A 17738-nucleotide genomic window follows, 5' to 3' on the forward strand; every position below is an offset into this window, starting at 1 on the left:
TTTAAATTTTGCTTTACTTTTTCGGCTTGCAAAAGTACAAGATTATTTAGGTTTTGACAAATATAAAAAACGAAAAATACCGATTAAGGTTTTAATTGTTAAGTTAATATAAAATCAACCGCTAAACTTTTATAATAATTAAAAATTATCCTAATTATTTGTTTTAGTAATTCCTGTACAATTAATATTTATCCTTGTACAATTTACAGTAAACGTGTTGTGTATTTATCTAAAAATAAAAGCCAAAGCTTCCAGTAACTCCAAATTTTCTAGCATCTGGGTTGGTTACTGCGTTTAAGTAATTACCTCTAAAATTAAAATCTATTCTTAGTACTTTAAAGATGTTACCAACTCCAACACTATACTCGTAATACGCTTCTTTAGTTGGCGCTCTATATATTAATCCCGAAGCATTTATATCGCGATTTTCTTGACTAACATCTCCAATAACACCTCTTGCACCAACTATGGCTCTTAAATTATATTTTTTTAAGAATGGTATACGAGAAAACAGACGTCCATTAAAATTATGCTCAACATGTAACGTTGCATATTCATCTGTAACAAACTCGTAAAAATCTAAATTAGAGAAGGTGTTATAAATTGAAAAATAACTTTGATTTCCAGGTACAACACTTAATAAACCTAATGGTACTTCACCATAAGTCTTACCTGCTTCTACGGTTGTGTATAATCGTCCAAAACCACCTAAAGACCATGGTTGTGTATATGAAAATTGTAATTTAGTATAATCAAAATCACTGTCTAAAACCCCTTGATTACCGACTGATACTTGTGCAAATAATCTAGCAAAGTCATCATTTTTAGTTCGTCTTTCTACACCATAACCTGTCATTTCTCTGTTAGGGAAAAAGGACATAGAAAATGCTGTTTCGTATTGTTTAAGATCCGACTTGGTAGTGGTTTGTGTTGCATCTGTAAAGTAATCTAAACTAAAGGTTGGTGATGCTGACTCTAAAGTTCTATAGCTTCCGCTAACACGTGTTACCAAATTTCTAAAAGGCTCTGCTTCGATTGATAATGTACTTAAATTGATGTTTGTTAATTTATCGTTTGTACCTGTTCCAACTACTGAGCTACTGGCTAAACTTCGACCTAAAACATCTGTACTTGTTGTTAGACTTGCTCCAATTTGCTCTACATCACGTCGGTTTCCTCCTGATATAATTAATCGACTACGTTTATCTAGTAACCATTTACCTGATAATCCATATTTAAATTTATTATCCTTAAATCCGTAAGCTGTATATCCTTCGATACGCCACATATCGTTTTGACCAAAGTATGTACGTCCACCTGCTCTTAGTCTTACGCCTTCCACTTCATTATAACCAAAGGTTGAGAAGATTGGTCCATAATCCAAATTAAGCTCTGGAAACTCGACATAACCTGAGGCTAATATGCTTCCAAGATTATAAAGGCGTTTAAACTTTTGGGTGTTTTTTAATGAGTCTAACATGACATAAACACCTTTTTCGTCTTTACTTAAAGATTCCATTCTGTTTTTATCCCAAAAACTATCATCTTGATTATAGATGTCTTGGTCAAAGGTGTAAACTTTTTCTTTATAAAATTTAGGATCTTTTACTTGATCAAACGTATAGTTATCATATAGTGTGGTACGCTTACCGTAAATTCCCTTTGATTTTTCTTTTTTATTAAATGCAAAATCACTCATGAAGTAATCTCGTTTTATAAGAAAGACAGAATCATTAAGGACTTCAAATTCTTGTTCTATATAAATCTCTTTAACCCAGTTTATATTTGCGCTTTTAGAGGCTTGCATGTTAATTTCTTTGATAGCAAATGTGGTGTCTGCTACCCAAAAATCTCCTTTAAAGGTTAACTCGTTTTTACGTCTTGGATAGTAAATAATATTATAACACCATTTATTGTCTATAAAACTACTGTCTGCTAGCACATAATTATAGGTCTGAATTCCGGTTCTAGAAATTGGACTTGTAAAACTTTTATCAAAAAACTTTAAGTAGTTATCATATACATCGTAATCCGAGTATAGGTCATCAACAAAATCTATTATAATTTGATTATTACTAAATCCTGAGTTTTTATTACCTTTTAATACTTCGCGTTTTTCATTAATAATATTATCACCATACACTTGGCTAGAGGACTCATTAATAAACATTGGTAAATACGTTTTACCTGTTACGTTAGAGGTATCTACTTGCTCAAAAACAAACTCCATACCTTTAAATAGCTTACTTTTCATTAATGAGCTATCGATTGTATTTAGGTCAAATTCTACTTTTTCGTATTTATCGTATTGGTATTGTTTGTACTTTTTTAATCCATTACTACGTTTATTTGCCCATATTTTTCGAAGGATATCAATCGCTGGATTATTTTTTTTGGATTGCTTACCAGATACTATGACTACTTCATCTAAAGCTGCAACTTCTTCTTTTAAAATAACTTTTAAATCGTAATTTACTTTTTTAGTTAGTTTAATTTCTTGGGTTTCAAAACTTATAAATGATATAGATAATGTTTCCCAAGTATTACTATCCTCCATATAAAAACGTCCTTCTTCATTAGTAATAACACCAATTGAAGACCCTTTAAAAATAACATTTGCAAATGACACTGGTTGATCATACTCATCAAACACAACACCACTTACTTTTGTTTGTGCAATTGCAAAAAGACTTCCTAATAAAAAAAAGAGGCAAAAAAGTTTACTATTCATATATGGTTATTTAATACAAAAAGCTTCATCAACAATCATGCTAATGAAGCTTTTGATAAATCTAAAATACTATTTTTTATTTATACATTACCTTTTTAACAGCTGTGATAACATCTTTATGATCTGGTAACCACTCTGCTAACAATACTGGAGAGTAAGGTGCAGGTGTATCTGCTGTATTAATTTTTATAACTGGTGCATCTAAATAGTCAAATGCTTCGCTTTGTACTAAATATGTAATTTCTGTCGCTACGTTACCAAAAGGCCAAGCTTCTTCTAAAACAATTAAACGATTAGTCTTTTTAACAGACTTTAAAATGGCTGATCTATCCATTGGACGCACTGTACGTAAATCGATAATCTCACAAGATATACCTTCTTCAGCTAATTTATCTGCTGCGATATAAGCTTCTTTAATAATCTTACCAAAAGATACGATTGTTACATCTGTACCTTCTCTTTTTATTTCGGCAACACCTAATGGTATTGTGTATTCTCCTTCTGGCACTTCACCTTTATCACCATACATTTGCTCGCTTTCCATAAAGATCACAGGATCGTTATCACGAATAGCAGATTTTAATAACCCTTTAGCATCATATGGATTTGATGGCACTACAACTTTTAAACCTGGTGTGTTTGCAAACCAGTTTTCAAAAGCTTGAGAGTGTGTTGCTGCTAATTGTCCTGCACTTGCTGTTGGACCTCTAAATACTATTGGACAATTAAATTGACCTCCAGACATTTGTCTAATTTTGGCTGCATTATTAATTATTTGGTCAATACCAACTAACGAAAAGTTAAACGTCATGTATTCTACGATTGGTCTGTTACCTGTCATGGTAGACCCAATAGCGATACCTGCAAAACCAAGTTCGGCAATTGGTGTATCAATAACACGTTTTGCACCAAACTCATCTAACATCCCTTTTGACGCTTTATAAGCACCATTATATTCTGCTACTTCTTCTCCCATTAAAAAAATGCTCTCATCTCTACGCATTTCTTCGCTCATGGCTTCGCAAATAGCTTCTCTAAATTGAATTGTCTTCATCTAATTAATAATTTGAAAAGCAAAAATAACAATAAATGAAAAACTTTAGACTAAAGAATTATTTAAAATTTACTATGCATGCATAGTATTTTTTCAAAATAAAATAATTATCTTCGTAACCGTAAGATTTAAGCGCATTTTTTATGCCTAAATTTGTTCAAAAATAAAATTAAGGTTAGACGTACTATATCGTTATAGTTGATTACATCTAACGTAACAGAACTCATAAAAAACAAAAAAATATGAAAATTTTAGTGTGTATTAGTCATGTACCAGATACGACATCAAAAATTAATTTTACAGATGGAGATTCAAAATTTGACACAACTGGAGTACAATTTGTAATTAATCCTAATGACGAATTTGGTTTAACACGTGCCATGTGGTTTAAAGAAAAACAAGGTGCATCTGTAGATGTTATTAATGTTGGAGGTCCTGAAACAGAACCTACATTACGTAAAGCATTAGCTATTGGTGCAGACTCTGCAATTAGAGTGAATACTGAAGCTAAAGATGGTTACCAAGTCGCTAAAGAAATAGCTAAAGTTGTAAAAGATGGTGGTTATGATTTAGTAATTGCTGGTCGTGAGTCTATTGATTATAATGGAGGTATGGTACCTGGTATGATTGCAGAAATGGTTGATGCTAATTTTGTAACTAATTGTATTAGTTTGGAATTAGATGGTACTAACGCTAAAGCTGTTAGAGAAATTGATGGTGGTAAAGAAAGCGTATCTACTGCACTACCTTTAGTAATTGGTGGTCAAAAAGGATTAGTTGAAGAGAGTGATTTACGTATACCAAATATGAGAGGTATTATGCAAGCACGTCAAAAACCATTAAATGTTTTAGAACCAATAGGTGCATCAGTAGAAACAGCGTCTGTTAAGTTTGAAAAACCAGCTCCAAAAGGTGCTGTAACGTTAGTGTCGCCAGATAATTTAGATGAATTAATTAACTTACTTCATAACGAAGCTAAAGTCATTTAATTAGTAATTAATCTTAAAACAAAAAAAACATGTCAGTTTTAGTATATACAGAATCAGAAAACGGAACCTTTAAAAAAACAGCTTTTGAAGTTGCTTCTTACGCCAAAGCAGTCGCTGACCAATTAGGTACGACAGTTACAGCAGTTGCAGTTAACGCCAATGATGTTTCAGAATTAGGAAAATACGGAGTAGATAAAGTATTAAAAGTATCTGATGATGCTTTAAAAAACTTTAATGCAAAATCATACGCTTCGGCAATTGCACAAGCAGCAAAAAACGAAGGGACTAAGGTCGTAATATTAAGTCAAAGTGCAGATAGCAAATATTTAGCACCAATATTATCTGTAGGTTTAGAAGCAGGTTACGCATCCAATGTAATGGAAGTACCAACCTCAACAGCTCCTTTTACAGTTAAACGTACTGCTTTTACAAATAAAGCATTCAACTTAACAACAATAGATACAGATGTTAAAATTGTTGGAGTCTCTAACAATTCTTACGGATTAGTAGAAAATAATGGTGCAGCTGCTGCTGAAGATTTTTCGCCTAGCTTACCAAATTCAGGTGTAAATGTAGAGTCGGTAGACAAAGCAACAGATAAAGTTACAATTGCTGATGCAGAAATAGTAGTATCTGCAGGTCGTGGAATGAAAGGACCAGAAAACTGGGGAATGATTGAAGAGTTAGCAGATGTTTTAGGTGCAGCAACAGCATGCTCTAAACCAGTATCTGACTTAGGTTGGAGACCTCATAGTGAGCACGTTGGACAAACAGGAAAACCTGTAGCTTCTAACTTATACATTGCTATCGGAATATCTGGAGCTATACAGCATTTAGCAGGTATTAATGCCTCTAAAGTAAAAGTAGTTGTTAACACAGATCCAGAAGCGCCTTTCTTTAAAGCAGCAGATTATGGTGTTGTTGGAGATGCTTTTGAAGTTGTCCCACAACTTATTGAAAAATTAAAAGCGTTTAAAGCAGCAAACGCATAATTTTTTATAAATTTAAGTTCTATTAACAAAGGACTGTTTAAATTATGTACAAAAACTGCCTAGTGCAGTTTGGTAAAGTCCTAATTTAAGCAGTTCTTTGCTTTTTAAATACTATGAGTTTAGTCCGATTAAATATAAAAGGCATATCGTATAGCCAAACACAAAATGGCGCTTACGCACTAATTTTAAACGAATTAGATGGCGACCGAAAACTACCAATTGTCATTGGTGCTTTTGAGGCGCAATCCATTGCTATAGCTTTAGAAAAAGAAATAAGACCTCCAAGACCATTAACTCACGATTTATTTAAAAACTTTGCGGACCGCTTTGATATTGTAGTCAAACAAGTCATTATACATAAATTGGTAGATGGTGTTTTCTATTCTTCTTTAATTTGCGAACGCGATAATATTGAAGAAATCATAGATGCTAGAACTAGTGACGCTATAGCCTTAGCTTTACGTTTTGATGCTCCTATTTTTACTTATAAAAACATATTAGATAAAGCAGGAATCTATTTAAAAGTAGATCCAACAAAAGAAGAGGATCCAGATAATATCTTAATTGAAGATATCCTTAACGAGGAATTAGAGATGGAACCTTCTCAAGACGATTATATTTCCAAAACAGTAGAAGAATTACACAATCTTCTAGACGAAGCTGTAACTAACGAAGATTACGAAAAAGCAGCTAAAATAAGAGACGAAATCTCTAAACGATAATCCCTTTACAATGAAACATTTTGCACTTGCTATTGTAGCGACCCTAATAAGTATTACGTCTATTTTTGCCCAAGACATTGAAAAAGATTGGCAACTCGAGGCAAGCAAAACAAAACTAGACTCCACAAGTATTAACCTATTGGCTAATGACATACTTACTTTAAAAGAAGGCGCATTTACACACAATAATCAAACGGGAGATTATCTATTTCAAAATAATGTATTAGTTTTTTATTACGATACACCAGCAGATGTAACTAAACGACTTAAAGTACAAACATTAACAGACTCTACATTAGTATTCAAAGAAAAACAAAACGTTTATTCTTTTAAAATAAAAGAAAAAACAGCTGCTCAGCTAGCAGTATCAGAAGCCAATAAAATTATACCAAGCGAAGGATTTTCTTTTAATAGTTTATGGCGTGGTGCCTTAGGTATGGTAGCCCTAATTTTTATCTCGTTTTTATTTAGTAGTAACCGTAAAGCAATCGATTGGAAGATTGTTGGAATAGGTTTAGCCTTCCAACTATTAATTGCTATTGGTGTTTTAAAAGTTGAATTTATTAAAACTGCTTTCGAGTTTGTTGGTGGTTTATTTATAAGTGTACTAGATTTTACTAGAGCAGGAAGTAAATTTCTATTTGAAGGTTTAGTGGTAGATATGGATACCTTTGGATTTATTTTTGCTTTTCAAGTTTTACCAACTATTATATTCTTCTCTGCATTAACGTCTTTATTATTTTATTTAGGAATTATCCAACGTTTAGTAAAAGCTATGGCTTGGCTATTATCTAAAGCACTTAAAATATCTGGTGCAGAAAGCTTAAGTGTAGCAGGAAATATCTTTTTAGGTCAAACAGAAGCACCTTTACTTATTAAGGCATACCTAGAAAAAATGACTAAATCAGAAATGCTATTAGTTATGATTGGTGGTATGGCAACAGTTGCAGGAGCAGTACTTGCTGCCTACATAGGCTTTTTAGGAGGAGATGATGAAGCTTTAAGATTATTTTATGCTAAGCACTTATTAGCAGCATCTGTAATGGCAGCTCCAGGAGCGATAGTAATTTCAAAAATACTATTTCCACAAACAGAAGAGGTAAACACTGACGTTGAAGTGTCACAAGATAAAATAGGATCAAACATTTTAGATGCTATAGCAAACGGAACGACTGAAGGATTAAAATTAGCTGTTAATGTTGGTGCCATGCTACTAGTTTTTGTTGCATTTATTGCAATGGTTAACGGAATCCTTGGATGGGTTGGAGATGTTACTTCTTTAAACGAATGGATTGAACATAATACAAGCTATACTGCCTTATCATTAGAGCTTATTTTGGGTTACATATTTGCACCTTTAATGTGGTTAATTGGTGTTGCACAAACAGATATGGCACTTATGGGACAGTTACTAGGTATTAAATTAGCAGCAAGTGAGTTTGTTGGATACATCCAACTAGCAGAACTTAAAGACGTTGCCCAAGCAACACACTTAACTTACGAGAAATCTATAATTATGGCAACGTATATGCTTTGTGGTTTCGCTAACTTTGCATCTATAGGAATTCAAATTGGTGGCATTGGATCATTAGCTCCAGGACAACGTAAAACGTTATCTAAATTTGGAATGAAAGCATTATTGGGTGGTACTATAGCCTCACTAATTTCGGCTACAATTGCTGGTATGATTATCGGATAGACAGTTAATAACTTTTTATATATATTTTAGGGTTGACATTTTAATGTTAACCCTTTTTTATACTTTTAAATTCTTGAAAATTTAATAAAAATGAAACAATACCACGACCTAGTCCAACATATATTAGAACACGGAAACGAAAAAGGAGATCGTACAGGAACAGGAACAAAAAGTGTTTTTGGTTATCAAATGCGTTTTGATTTAAGTGAAGGTTTTCCAATGGTAACCACTAAAAAATTACATTTAAAATCCATTATATATGAATTATTATGGTTTTTAAAAGGCGATACAAACATTAAGTATTTAACTGAAAACGGAGTCAAAATCTGGAATGATTGGGCAGATGAGAACGGAGATTTAGGACCTGTTTATGGACACCAATGGAGAAATTGGAATAGTGATGAAATAGACCAAATTAAAGATGTTATACATAGCTTAAAAAACAATCCAGATAGTAGACGTATGTTAGTCTCTGCATGGAATCCTTCAGTATTGCCAGACAACTCAAAAAGTTTTTCAGAAAACGTTGCCAATGGTAAAGCTGCATTACCACCTTGTCATGCTTTTTTTCAGTTTTATGTAGCAGATGGTAAACTTTCGTGTCAATTATACCAACGTAGTGCTGATACTTTTTTAGGTGTTCCTTTTAATATTGCATCATATGCATTATTTACTATGATGATGGCTCAAGTTTGTGGTTATAAAGCAGGTGATTTTATACACACCTTTGGAGATGCACATATTTATAGCAATCATTTTGAACAATTAGAATTACAACTTTCTAGAGACATTAGACCATTGCCAACAATGAAGATTAACCCTGATGTTAAAGATATTTTTGAATTTAAATTTGAAGATTTCACCTTAGAAAATTATAATCCACATCCACACATAAAAGGTGCTGTGGCTGTATAAATTTATCAAATGAAATACATCTATTTTTGTTTATTTTTATTTTCAAGTTTTGCATTTAGCCAATCTAAACCTGAATATAATCGCGAAAAAGCAATATTTCCTGGTTGCCAGATTGCAGAGGATTTAGAGTTATGTTTTGAAGATAAGGTTTTACAATTCATAGATTCTTCATTAACAAAAAGTATAAAAACTAAAATAATCCGTTATTCAAAAAAAGATACACTAGACCTATCTGCCAATTTATTTTTTAACGAACAAGGAGATTTAATAAAAAAAATGTCTGGATTTCATATTTATATGGACAGTTTAAAAAATGAATTAAATTATCTTGAGGATAGTTTTCCTAAAGTATTACCTGTATTAGACAAATATGACAATGGAGTTGCAGATTATAAAAACCTACTCTTGGGTTTTAAAATTAATAGAGCAGATAGTACCATTATACCAATAAAAAACTACATACCTAAAGATGTTCCGTTTTCTCTAGTAGAACAAGTTCCTGTATATCCAGGTTGCGCTCCTAGTTTACTCCAAGAAGCAGCAAGAAAATGTATGAGCAATGCTATTGGCAGACATGTGCTACAAAATTTTAATACTAACTTAGCATCTACACTTAATTTGCCTTCTGGAGTTATCAGAATATATGTTGGTTTTAAGATAGACAAAGAAGCCAAAGTTGTAAACATCCTAACCAGAGCGCCACATCCTGCTTTAGAAAAAGAAGCCAAAAGAGTAATAAAACTTTTACCTCAACTAGAATCACCAGGAATGCAAAAAGGTAAGGCAGTAAACGTTCCTTACGGTTTACCAATAACCTTTAATATTGCAGAAACAGCTGCTCAAAGAAAAGAACGTAAAAGGCTTAAACGTAAAAAAAGATAGGAATAAATGTTGACCAATTTTAGCATTTTAAAGCCTTATAACTTTATAACACTATTATCTGTGGCTGCATAATCACTCCATACATAAGCGTCTGCCTCGACTTCGTTTTCCCATTGTCCATCAACTACATATTTAAACTCGTAAGCCTGACCTGCTTCTAGATTTACAGTACCTTTAAATGTTCCGTTTTTTAACTTTTTTAATGGTTCGGCTGCAGTATTCCATTCATTCCAATTACCTGCAACAGTAACTTCCTTTGCTCCTGCTGCTGGAACAGTAAAAGTGACTTTACAAATTGGTTTACTTTTCAAAAATTGTTTCTTAATAGCCATAATATTAATGTTTTAAAGCTTTAAAATTAGATAAGATTTTTTCAGTCATCAACATAAAAATTAATTAATTTTAAACTTTTATGAGATTATTAAAATTAACGCTTAAAATCATCATTTTCATTAAATTAAGTGTACTAAATTGTTAATAATATCAGCACAAAAACAACTGTAAACAACTGACAATCAAACTAAATCGATTTCGTTTAAAATTTACAAAATCAAATATCATAAAATCATTAACTTTACATTATAATAGTTAGCTATGTTTGGATTAAAGAAAAAAGAAAAACCGCAAATAGATAAAGAACAGTTAGAATTAATAAAAAATGCACAACGCAGGATTAAGCAAAAAAAGCGATTATACGTTCATTTTGTAATTTTCTTAATTGGAGCAGTTTTTTTAATAGTTGCTAATACAGTTTTAGGCATTGGTAAAGACACTAAGTTTTTTGGCATTAATTGGTTTGTATTTGCCATAATGGCTTGGTTATTTATCTTTTTATACCATGTATCTAATGTGTTTGTAACCTCTAAATTTATGGGTAAAGCATGGGAAGATCAACAGTTAGCCAAACTTGTAAATAAACAAAACGTTAGAATAGAAAAACTTAAACTACAAGTTGAAAAAGAAGATCTAACCATTGCTAAAAGTAAAGTTTTTAATAAACAACAAACTAAAGCTGTAAACAATCTAACCATGATTGTTGCTGCTGGCGAAAATAATGAAATTGGTAAAAACAACGACCTAATATGGCATTTACGCGACGATTTAAAACGTTTTAAAGCCTTAACTTCTGGTCACTATATTGTTATGGGTCGCAAAACGTTTGAGAGCTTTCCAAAGCCACTACCAAATCGTACTCATATAGTAATATCTAGGCAATCTAATTATAAAGCACCTGAAGGTGTTATAGTTGTTGGCAGTATAGAAGAAGCTATTAACTTAGCTAAAAATGATTCGCAACCCTTTATAATTGGTGGAGGAGAAATTTATAAACTAGCCATGCCTTATGCATCCAAAATTGAGTTAACTCGTGTTCATTCTAATTTTGATGCAGACACCTTTTTTCCTGAAATTGACATGACACAATGGAAAGAAACCGCAAACACATTTCATAAAAAAGATGAAAATCATGAATTTGAATTTTCTTTTTTAACTTTTGAAAGGAACTAATTCACTTGTAAAATGAATACTATATTAGTATTGTTATTAGGTTTTCTAGTTGTCGCTGTTTTTGACGCTATTGGAGCAATATTTTCAAGGGTCTTAAACTTTAACTACGCTATACTAACTATTGGATCAATAATAATTTATGGCCTTGTCGCTATATATTCTGCAAAATTCAGTAACACAATTACAGGAATAATGTGTTGTGGAATACTTGGTGTTTTTGACGCTATCATTGGGTCTTTAATATCAAAAAAATTAAAAGCTAAAATTCCAAAAATTGAGGGTGTAGATTTTGAGATTTCTCACAAATTAATCATTTCAATGTTCTTTTTTGGTTGCTTAATTGGACTAATTGCCCTAAATATATTTGGATAGATTATATTTTGCCTAATTTTGCAGCATGGTAAAAGACATTCAACTTCGTGTTTCTTTAAAGGAAGAAGAGATTCCAGATATTTTAATTAAAAAATCTGCGGAGTGGCTATCCATGTCTAAAGACGACATCACTGGTATTAAAATATTACGTAAATCCATTGATGCCAGAAAGCCTAAAATAATATTAAACTATAAAGTATCTGTTTACATAAAAGAACCTGTTCCAGAAACTTCAGATTATACGTTTAACTATAAAGACGTGTCCAAAGCAAAACCAATTCATATTATTGGATTTGGTCCAGCTGGTATGTGGGCAGCTTTGCGCTGTATAGAATTAGGGTTTAAACCAATTGTTTTAGAGCGTGGTGCCAATGTAAAAGACAGACGTCGTGACCTAAAAGCAATTAATCAGGACCATTTTGTAAATGAAGATTCTAATTATTGTTTTGGAGAAGGTGGAGCAGGAACCTATAGTGATGGTAAATTATATACACGAAGCTTAAAGCGAGGTGATGTACGTCGTATTTTTGAAAACCTTGTATATCATGGGGCAACAGATCAAATTTTGGTTGATGCCCATCCACATATTGGGACCAATAAACTTCCTAAAGTGGTTCAAAATATTAGAGAAAACATAATAAAATTTGGTGGCGAAATTCATTTTAACACACGTGTTACTGATTTTTCAATAAAGAATAACAAAATTGAAGCTATTCAACTTCAAAATGGAGAAGAGTTAATTACAGACAAAGTAATTTTAGCTACAGGACATTCTGCTCGTGATATTTTTCAATTATTACACGATAAAAATATTGCAATCGAAGCAAAATCTTTTGCAATGGGTGTCAGAGCAGAACATCCACAACATATTATAGACAGCATACAATACCACTGTGAAGGACCAAGACCAGAATTATTACCTGCAGCATCCTATAGTTTGGTGCAACAGGTTAACGGTCGTGGTGTTTACAGTTTTTGCATGTGTCCAGGCGGATTTATAGTACCTGCAGCAACAGCCAACGGAGAAGTTGTTGTTAACGGAATGTCACCTTCTAGACGAAATAATAAATTTGCAAATTCTGGAATAGTTGTAGAAATTAATGCAGAACGTGATCTTAAAAAATACGAACAATTTGGAGCTTTAAAAGCTTTAGAATTTCAAAAGGATTTAGAAAAACTAGCCTTTACTGCAGGAGGACGCAGCCAAGTTGCACCAGCACAACGCATGACCGATTTTGTAGAAGGAAAGCTATCTAATACCTTAAATGAAACGTCTTATCAACCAGGTTTAAAAAGTGCACCACTACATAGTTTATTTCCTAAATTAATTGGAGCATCTTTAAGAAAAGGCTTTAAAGCTTTTGGTGATAAAATGAAAGGTTATTATACTGAAGAAGCTAATATAATTGGAGTAGAATCACGTACCTCATCTCCTGTTAGTATACCAAGAACTGAAAATTTAGCACATCCAGAAATCACAAATTTATTTCCATGTGGTGAAGGTGGTGGATATGCTGGCGGAATTATTAGTGCTGCTATGGATGGTGAGCGTTGTGCAGAAGCTGCAACAGGAAACCTTTAATTTAATTAGACTTTAATTATAGTCATTAATAGCGATACAACCTTAATTACTAAGGTTAAACCTTAAGTAAATCTTAATATCTGACATGCTACATATACAGATATTATTCTTATTTTCGCTACTTAAATAAGAAAGCAATGAAAGCATATATATTTCCAGGTCAAGGTGCCCAATTTACAGGAATGGGTCTTGATTTATACGAAAACTCACCAGAAGCACAACATTTATTTGAAGATGCTAATGCCATATTAGGTTTTAACATTACAGATGTTATGTTTGAAGGTACTGCAGACCAACTAAAAGAAACCAAGGTTACGCAACCTGCTATATTTTTACACTCTGTAATCTTAGCTAAAACTTTAGGTGATAGTTTTAAACCAGAAATGGTTGCAGGACATAGTCTAGGAGAATTCTCGGCATTAGTAGCTGCTGGAGCTTTAAGCTTTGAGGATGGTTTAAAATTAGTATCGCAACGTGCTCAAGCTATGCAAAAAGCATGCGAGTTACAACCAAGTACTATGGCTGCTGTTTTAGGTCTTGAGGATAAAGTTGTAGAAGATGTTTGCGCGCAAATAGATGGTGTTGTTGTCGCAGCAAACTATAATTGTCCTGGACAATTAGTAATCTCTGGAGAAGTTAGTGCTGTAGAACGTGCTTGCGAAGCGTTAAAAGAAGCTGGTGCAAGACGTGCTTTAATGCTACCTGTTGGTGGCGCATTCCATTCTCCAATGATGGAACCTGCAAGAGAAGAATTAGCTGCTGCTATTGAAAATACAACATTTAGCAAACCAAATTGTCCTATTTACCAAAATGTAACTGCAACTGCAATTACAGATGAAAACGAAATAAAAGCAAATTTAATATCCCAGTTAACTGCTCCAGTACGTTGGACACAATCTGTACAACAAATGATTAAAGATGGTGCTACTTTATTTACTGAAGTAGGTCCAGGAAAAGTACTTCAAGGATTAGTTAAAAAAATAGATAGAGAAGCGCAAACCGAATCTGCAACTTTAGAAACTAAAACGGATGAGTAGTAGAAACATACTAATACTTGGTTTAATTGTTTTTAATATTATTTTAGATCAAGTCTCTAAATTTATTGTTAGAGCTGATGTTATTGCTGGATCTGAAACTGAAATTTTTGGACAATATTTTACACTTCATAATGTAGAAAATAAAGGTGCCTTTTTAGGTATGGGAAGTGACTTTAGTCCTACCCTTAGAATTGCTTTATTGTTAATCCTACCAATTATTGTTTTAGCATTGGTGTTAAGACACATTATTAAAGATAAAACAATTAATACAATGACCTTAGTCGGGTTTTGCTGCATTATTGGTGGTGGAATAGCTAATGTTTATGACCGAGTTGTTTATGGGTCTGTTACCGATTTTTTACATATCGATTTAGGAGGCGTATTTAGAACTGGTATATTTAATCTGGCAGATGTCTCTGTTATGGTTGGTATGGGTTGCTTAATTGTAGGCAGTTTTAAAAATAAAAAAGTATAAAAAAAGCCTCGATTTAAATCGAGGCTTTTTTATTTATCTTGCTAAATTACAATCTCTGCAATCTTTTACTTCTCCGTAATACGTTTCACGATATTTATGAAGCGTTTTTACTGGTATGCCTAGCACTTGTTTTTTAATATAAGTTACTTTGGCATTTAGTCGTCCCATTTTAGGAGCAAATCTGTTTTCTTGTCTTGTCTGACGTTTTACTGTAATCAATTTCATTATTTTGTCATTTGCATTAGCGTACAAAGTAAAACAGAATAATTACCAACAACGAATTTAAATAACTAAAATATTGTTAATCAGAATATTAATATGAAATCTCTAAAAATTAGACGCAAAAATTAAGAGATTATCAGTCAATATACTATCTAATTTAGGATTTGTTAATCCTTTTTTAAGGTCTTTTGCCAATTCCAAGCGGATAAAATAGCATCCTCTAAATCATATTCTGCCTGCCAACCTAAAATTTTATTTGCTTTAGATGTGTCTGCGTATGCAGTTACTACATCTCCTAGTCGTCTGTCTACTATATTATAATTTAGCTTTATATTAGATACTTTTTCAAAAGTTTTAATCACATCTAGCACTGTACTCCCTTGTCCTGTACCAATATTAAACACTTCAAAATTGGATTGGTTTTCATTATTTAATAATCTTTGTAAAGCAACAACGTGTGCTTTAGCTGTATCAACAACATGTATATAATCTCTAACACAGGTTCCGTCTTTTGTTGGATAGTCATTACCAAACACGGATAACTGATCACGTTTACCTATTGCTGTTTGTGTAATGTATGGTATTAGATTTTGAGGGACACCAATGGGCAACTCTCCTATTTTTGCAGACTTATGCGCTCCAATGGGATTAAAATATCGTAATGCTATACTTTGTAAATTAGGATATACTTGACAAGCATCCTTTATAATTTCTTCTCCAATTTGTTTAGTATTACCGTAAGGTGATTGGGCTTCTTTAATTGGTGCTGTTTCGGATATTGGCATACTATCTGCCTGACCATAAACGGTACATGAGGAACTAAAAATAAAGTTAGACACTTTTAATTTTGTTAACTCTTGTAATACATAAACTAAAGTGTTTACATTGTTCTCATAATACATTAATGGATTAACCACACTCTCTCCTACTGCTTTGCTTGCAGCAAAATGAATAACGCCTTGTATGTCTTGATGCGTTTTAAAAAAGGCTTGTACTGCTACCTTACTTTTTAAATCAAGTTTTTCAAAAATTGGTGGTTGTCCTGTAATAGATACAATACCTTCTAATACCTTTAGTGAGGCATTAGAGAGATTATCTATAATTACGACTTGATATCCACTATTTTGAAGCTGAACAACTGTGTGCGACCCTATAAAGCCTAAACCTCCTGTAACTAGTATCTTCATTTGCTTATGCGTGCGTTAGGGATAGAAACGGTATCCTTTTTTTGCTGCCATATATGGCAAAAAAAGATTTTAGTGGATAGCCCGACCCTTGTGGTAACGTCCTAATTGTTTGCTATAAAATCTTTAATAGTTTTTGTTATAAAATCTATTTGATCATCTTCCAACTCAGTATGCATTGGCAATGAAATCACTTCTTTTATTAATTGATTGGTAACTTTAAAATCGGCCTCGTTATACCTTGTATCGCGATATGCTTTTTGCGCGTGCAATGGTATTGGGTAATATACACCACATGGGATTCCGTTATCGTTTAGATGCTTTACCAAAGCGTCTCTGTCTACATTTTTAACTTTTAATGTATATTGATGAAACACGTGACAGTTACAGGTATCACAAATACCTTCGCATCCATTTACGGTTTTTGGTGTAATTATGTTTTTTATGTCTTTAAATGCTGCGTTATATTTTCTAGCTGCATTACGTCGTGCATTATTGTAGCTATCTAATTTAGGTAATTTTGCATCTAAGACTGCTGCTTGTATTGAGTCTAAACGCGAGTTTACACCTACTACGTCGTGGTGGTAACGCTCATACATTCCGTGATTTACAATACCTCTTATGGTGTGTGCTAAATCATCATCGTTAGTAAATATCGCTCCTCCATCTCCATAACACCCTAAATTTTTAGATGGAAAAAAAGAGGTTGATGCAACATGACCAATGGTTCCTGATTTTGCTTTAGTACCATCAGAATAGGTATAGTCTGCACCAATACCTTGTGCATTATCCTCTATTATATATAAATTATGCTGTTTTGCTAAATCCATTAATGCTTCCATATTGGCACACTGACCAAATAAGTGTACAGGTACAATCGCTTTGGTTTTTGGCGTAATGGCTTTTTTAACAGCGTCTATATCTATATTAAAAGTTTCTGGATCTACATCTACTAAAACTGGAGTTAGCTTTAATAAAGCTATTACCTCAACGGTTGCTGCAAAGGTAAAGTCTGCAGTTATGACTTCATCACCTTGCTCTAAACCTAATCCCATCATTGCTATTTGTAACGCATCTGTCCCGTTTGCACACGGAATGACATGTTTTACACCTAAGTAGTTTTCTAAGTTTTTTTGAAACTCGTGTACTTTAGGTCCATTAACAAAAGTTGTATTGTCAATTATTTCCTGGATTGAAGAATCTACAACATCCTTTATAGCTGCGTATTGACCTTTAAGATCAACCATTTGTATTTTTTTCATGTCTGTATATATGGTAAACTAGCTTAAGAAGCTTAGCTTTACTTTTAATTTATAATTATCGAATTTACAAAAATACCAAACGCTAAGCAATGAATTGTTTATTTTAGCAAAAAT

17 protein-coding genes are annotated in these 17738 nt (G+C 32.7%); 11 read left to right on the plus strand and 6 right to left on the minus strand.

The features are described from left to right. Window positions 1-229: 229 nt before the first annotated feature. A complete protein-coding gene (locus tag AC0L3M_RS09210) occupies window positions 230-2731 on the minus strand; it encodes a DUF5686 family protein (protein WP_292942733.1) in 2502 nt (833 codons plus the stop codon). A gap of 76 nt (window positions 2732-2807) precedes the next feature. After that, entirely contained in the window at window positions 2808-3785 is a 978-nt protein-coding gene (locus tag AC0L3M_RS09215; protein WP_473430545.1) for a pyruvate dehydrogenase complex E1 component subunit beta, read from the minus strand. 242 nt (window positions 3786-4027) lie between these two features. Here AC0L3M_RS09215 and AC0L3M_RS09220 point away from each other — a divergent pair, with 242 nt between their 5' ends. The 6 genes from AC0L3M_RS09220 to AC0L3M_RS09245 all read left to right on the plus strand — a co-directional run bounded on the left by AC0L3M_RS09220 (window position 4028) and on the right by AC0L3M_RS09245 (window position 9984). Continuing rightward, window positions 4028-4774 carry an electron transfer flavoprotein subunit beta/FixA family protein gene (locus AC0L3M_RS09220; RefSeq protein ID WP_145003363.1) on the plus strand — a complete coding sequence of 249 codons (747 nt, stop codon included), beginning with the start codon at window positions 4028-4030 and terminating at the stop codon, window positions 4772-4774. A gap of 29 nt (window positions 4775-4803) precedes the next feature. Continuing rightward, window positions 4804-5766, plus strand: a complete 963-nt coding sequence (locus tag AC0L3M_RS09225; RefSeq protein ID WP_473430546.1) for an electron transfer flavoprotein subunit alpha/FixB family protein — start codon at window positions 4804-4806, stop codon at window positions 5764-5766. 113 nt (window positions 5767-5879) lie between these two features. Continuing rightward, window positions 5880-6488: a bifunctional nuclease family protein gene (locus AC0L3M_RS09230; RefSeq protein ID WP_473430547.1), complete on the plus strand. Its 609-nt coding sequence runs from the start codon at window positions 5880-5882 to the stop codon at window positions 6486-6488. Window positions 6489-6498: 10 nt separating this feature from the next. Next, window positions 6499-8187, plus strand: coding sequence for a NupC/NupG family nucleoside CNT transporter (locus AC0L3M_RS09235; RefSeq protein WP_473430548.1), 1689 nt, complete (start codon window positions 6499-6501; stop codon window positions 8185-8187). Between the two features lie 90 nt (window positions 8188-8277). Continuing rightward, on the plus strand, window positions 8278-9102 hold the full coding sequence (locus tag AC0L3M_RS09240; RefSeq protein WP_473430549.1) for a thymidylate synthase: 825 nt from the start codon (window positions 8278-8280) through the stop codon (window positions 9100-9102). A gap of 9 nt (window positions 9103-9111) precedes the next feature. Further along, window positions 9112-9984, plus strand: coding sequence for an energy transducer TonB (locus tag AC0L3M_RS09245; protein WP_473430550.1), 873 nt, complete (start codon window positions 9112-9114; stop codon window positions 9982-9984). Window positions 9985-10019: 35 nt separating this feature from the next. On the opposite strand, the gene AC0L3M_RS09250 is transcribed toward AC0L3M_RS09245, so the two are convergent. Then, window positions 10020-10316 carry an isoamylase early set domain-containing protein gene (locus tag AC0L3M_RS09250; RefSeq protein WP_292942713.1) on the minus strand — a complete coding sequence of 99 codons (297 nt, stop codon included), beginning with the start codon at window positions 10314-10316 and terminating at the stop codon, window positions 10020-10022. A gap of 262 nt (window positions 10317-10578) precedes the next feature. On the opposite strand from AC0L3M_RS09250, the gene AC0L3M_RS09255 reads away from it, so the two are divergent. The 5 genes from AC0L3M_RS09255 to lspA all read left to right on the plus strand — a co-directional run bounded on the left by AC0L3M_RS09255 (window position 10579) and on the right by lspA (window position 14956). After that, on the plus strand, window positions 10579-11490 hold the full coding sequence (locus AC0L3M_RS09255; protein ID WP_473430551.1) for a dihydrofolate reductase: 912 nt from the start codon (window positions 10579-10581) through the stop codon (window positions 11488-11490). A gap of 12 nt (window positions 11491-11502) precedes the next feature. Continuing rightward, window positions 11503-11862 carry a hypothetical protein gene (locus tag AC0L3M_RS09260; RefSeq protein WP_473430552.1) on the plus strand — a complete coding sequence of 120 codons (360 nt, stop codon included), beginning with the start codon at window positions 11503-11505 and terminating at the stop codon, window positions 11860-11862. Between the two features lie 25 nt (window positions 11863-11887). Next, a complete protein-coding gene (locus tag AC0L3M_RS09265) occupies window positions 11888-13444 on the plus strand; it encodes an NAD(P)/FAD-dependent oxidoreductase (protein ID WP_473430553.1) in 1557 nt (518 codons plus the stop codon). Window positions 13445-13581: 137 nt separating this feature from the next. Further along, on the plus strand, window positions 13582-14481 hold the full coding sequence (gene fabD / locus AC0L3M_RS09270) for an ACP S-malonyltransferase (protein WP_473430554.1): 900 nt from the start codon (window positions 13582-13584) through the stop codon (window positions 14479-14481). After that, window positions 14474-14956, plus strand: coding sequence for a signal peptidase II (gene lspA / locus AC0L3M_RS09275; protein ID WP_292942695.1), 483 nt, complete (start codon window positions 14474-14476; stop codon window positions 14954-14956). The genes fabD and lspA overlap by 8 nt, the downstream gene beginning before the upstream one ends. Window positions 14957-14989: 33 nt before the next feature. On the opposite strand, the gene AC0L3M_RS09280 is transcribed toward lspA, so the two are convergent. The 3 genes from AC0L3M_RS09280 to AC0L3M_RS09290 all read right to left on the minus strand — a co-directional run bounded on the left by AC0L3M_RS09280 (window position 14990) and on the right by AC0L3M_RS09290 (window position 17624). After that, entirely contained in the window at window positions 14990-15181 is a 192-nt protein-coding gene (locus AC0L3M_RS09280) for a hypothetical protein (protein WP_028283458.1), read from the minus strand. A 164-nt stretch (window positions 15182-15345) separates the two neighbouring features. Next, window positions 15346-16365, minus strand: coding sequence for a UDP-glucose 4-epimerase GalE (gene galE / locus AC0L3M_RS09285; protein WP_473430555.1), 1020 nt, complete (start codon window positions 16363-16365; stop codon window positions 15346-15348). A gap of 101 nt (window positions 16366-16466) precedes the next feature. After that, a complete protein-coding gene (locus tag AC0L3M_RS09290; protein WP_341588550.1) occupies window positions 16467-17624 on the minus strand; it encodes a DegT/DnrJ/EryC1/StrS family aminotransferase in 1158 nt (385 codons plus the stop codon). Between the last annotated feature and the right edge of the window lie 114 nt (window positions 17625-17738).

This window comes from Olleya sp. KJ81-1 (assembly GCF_055808135.1).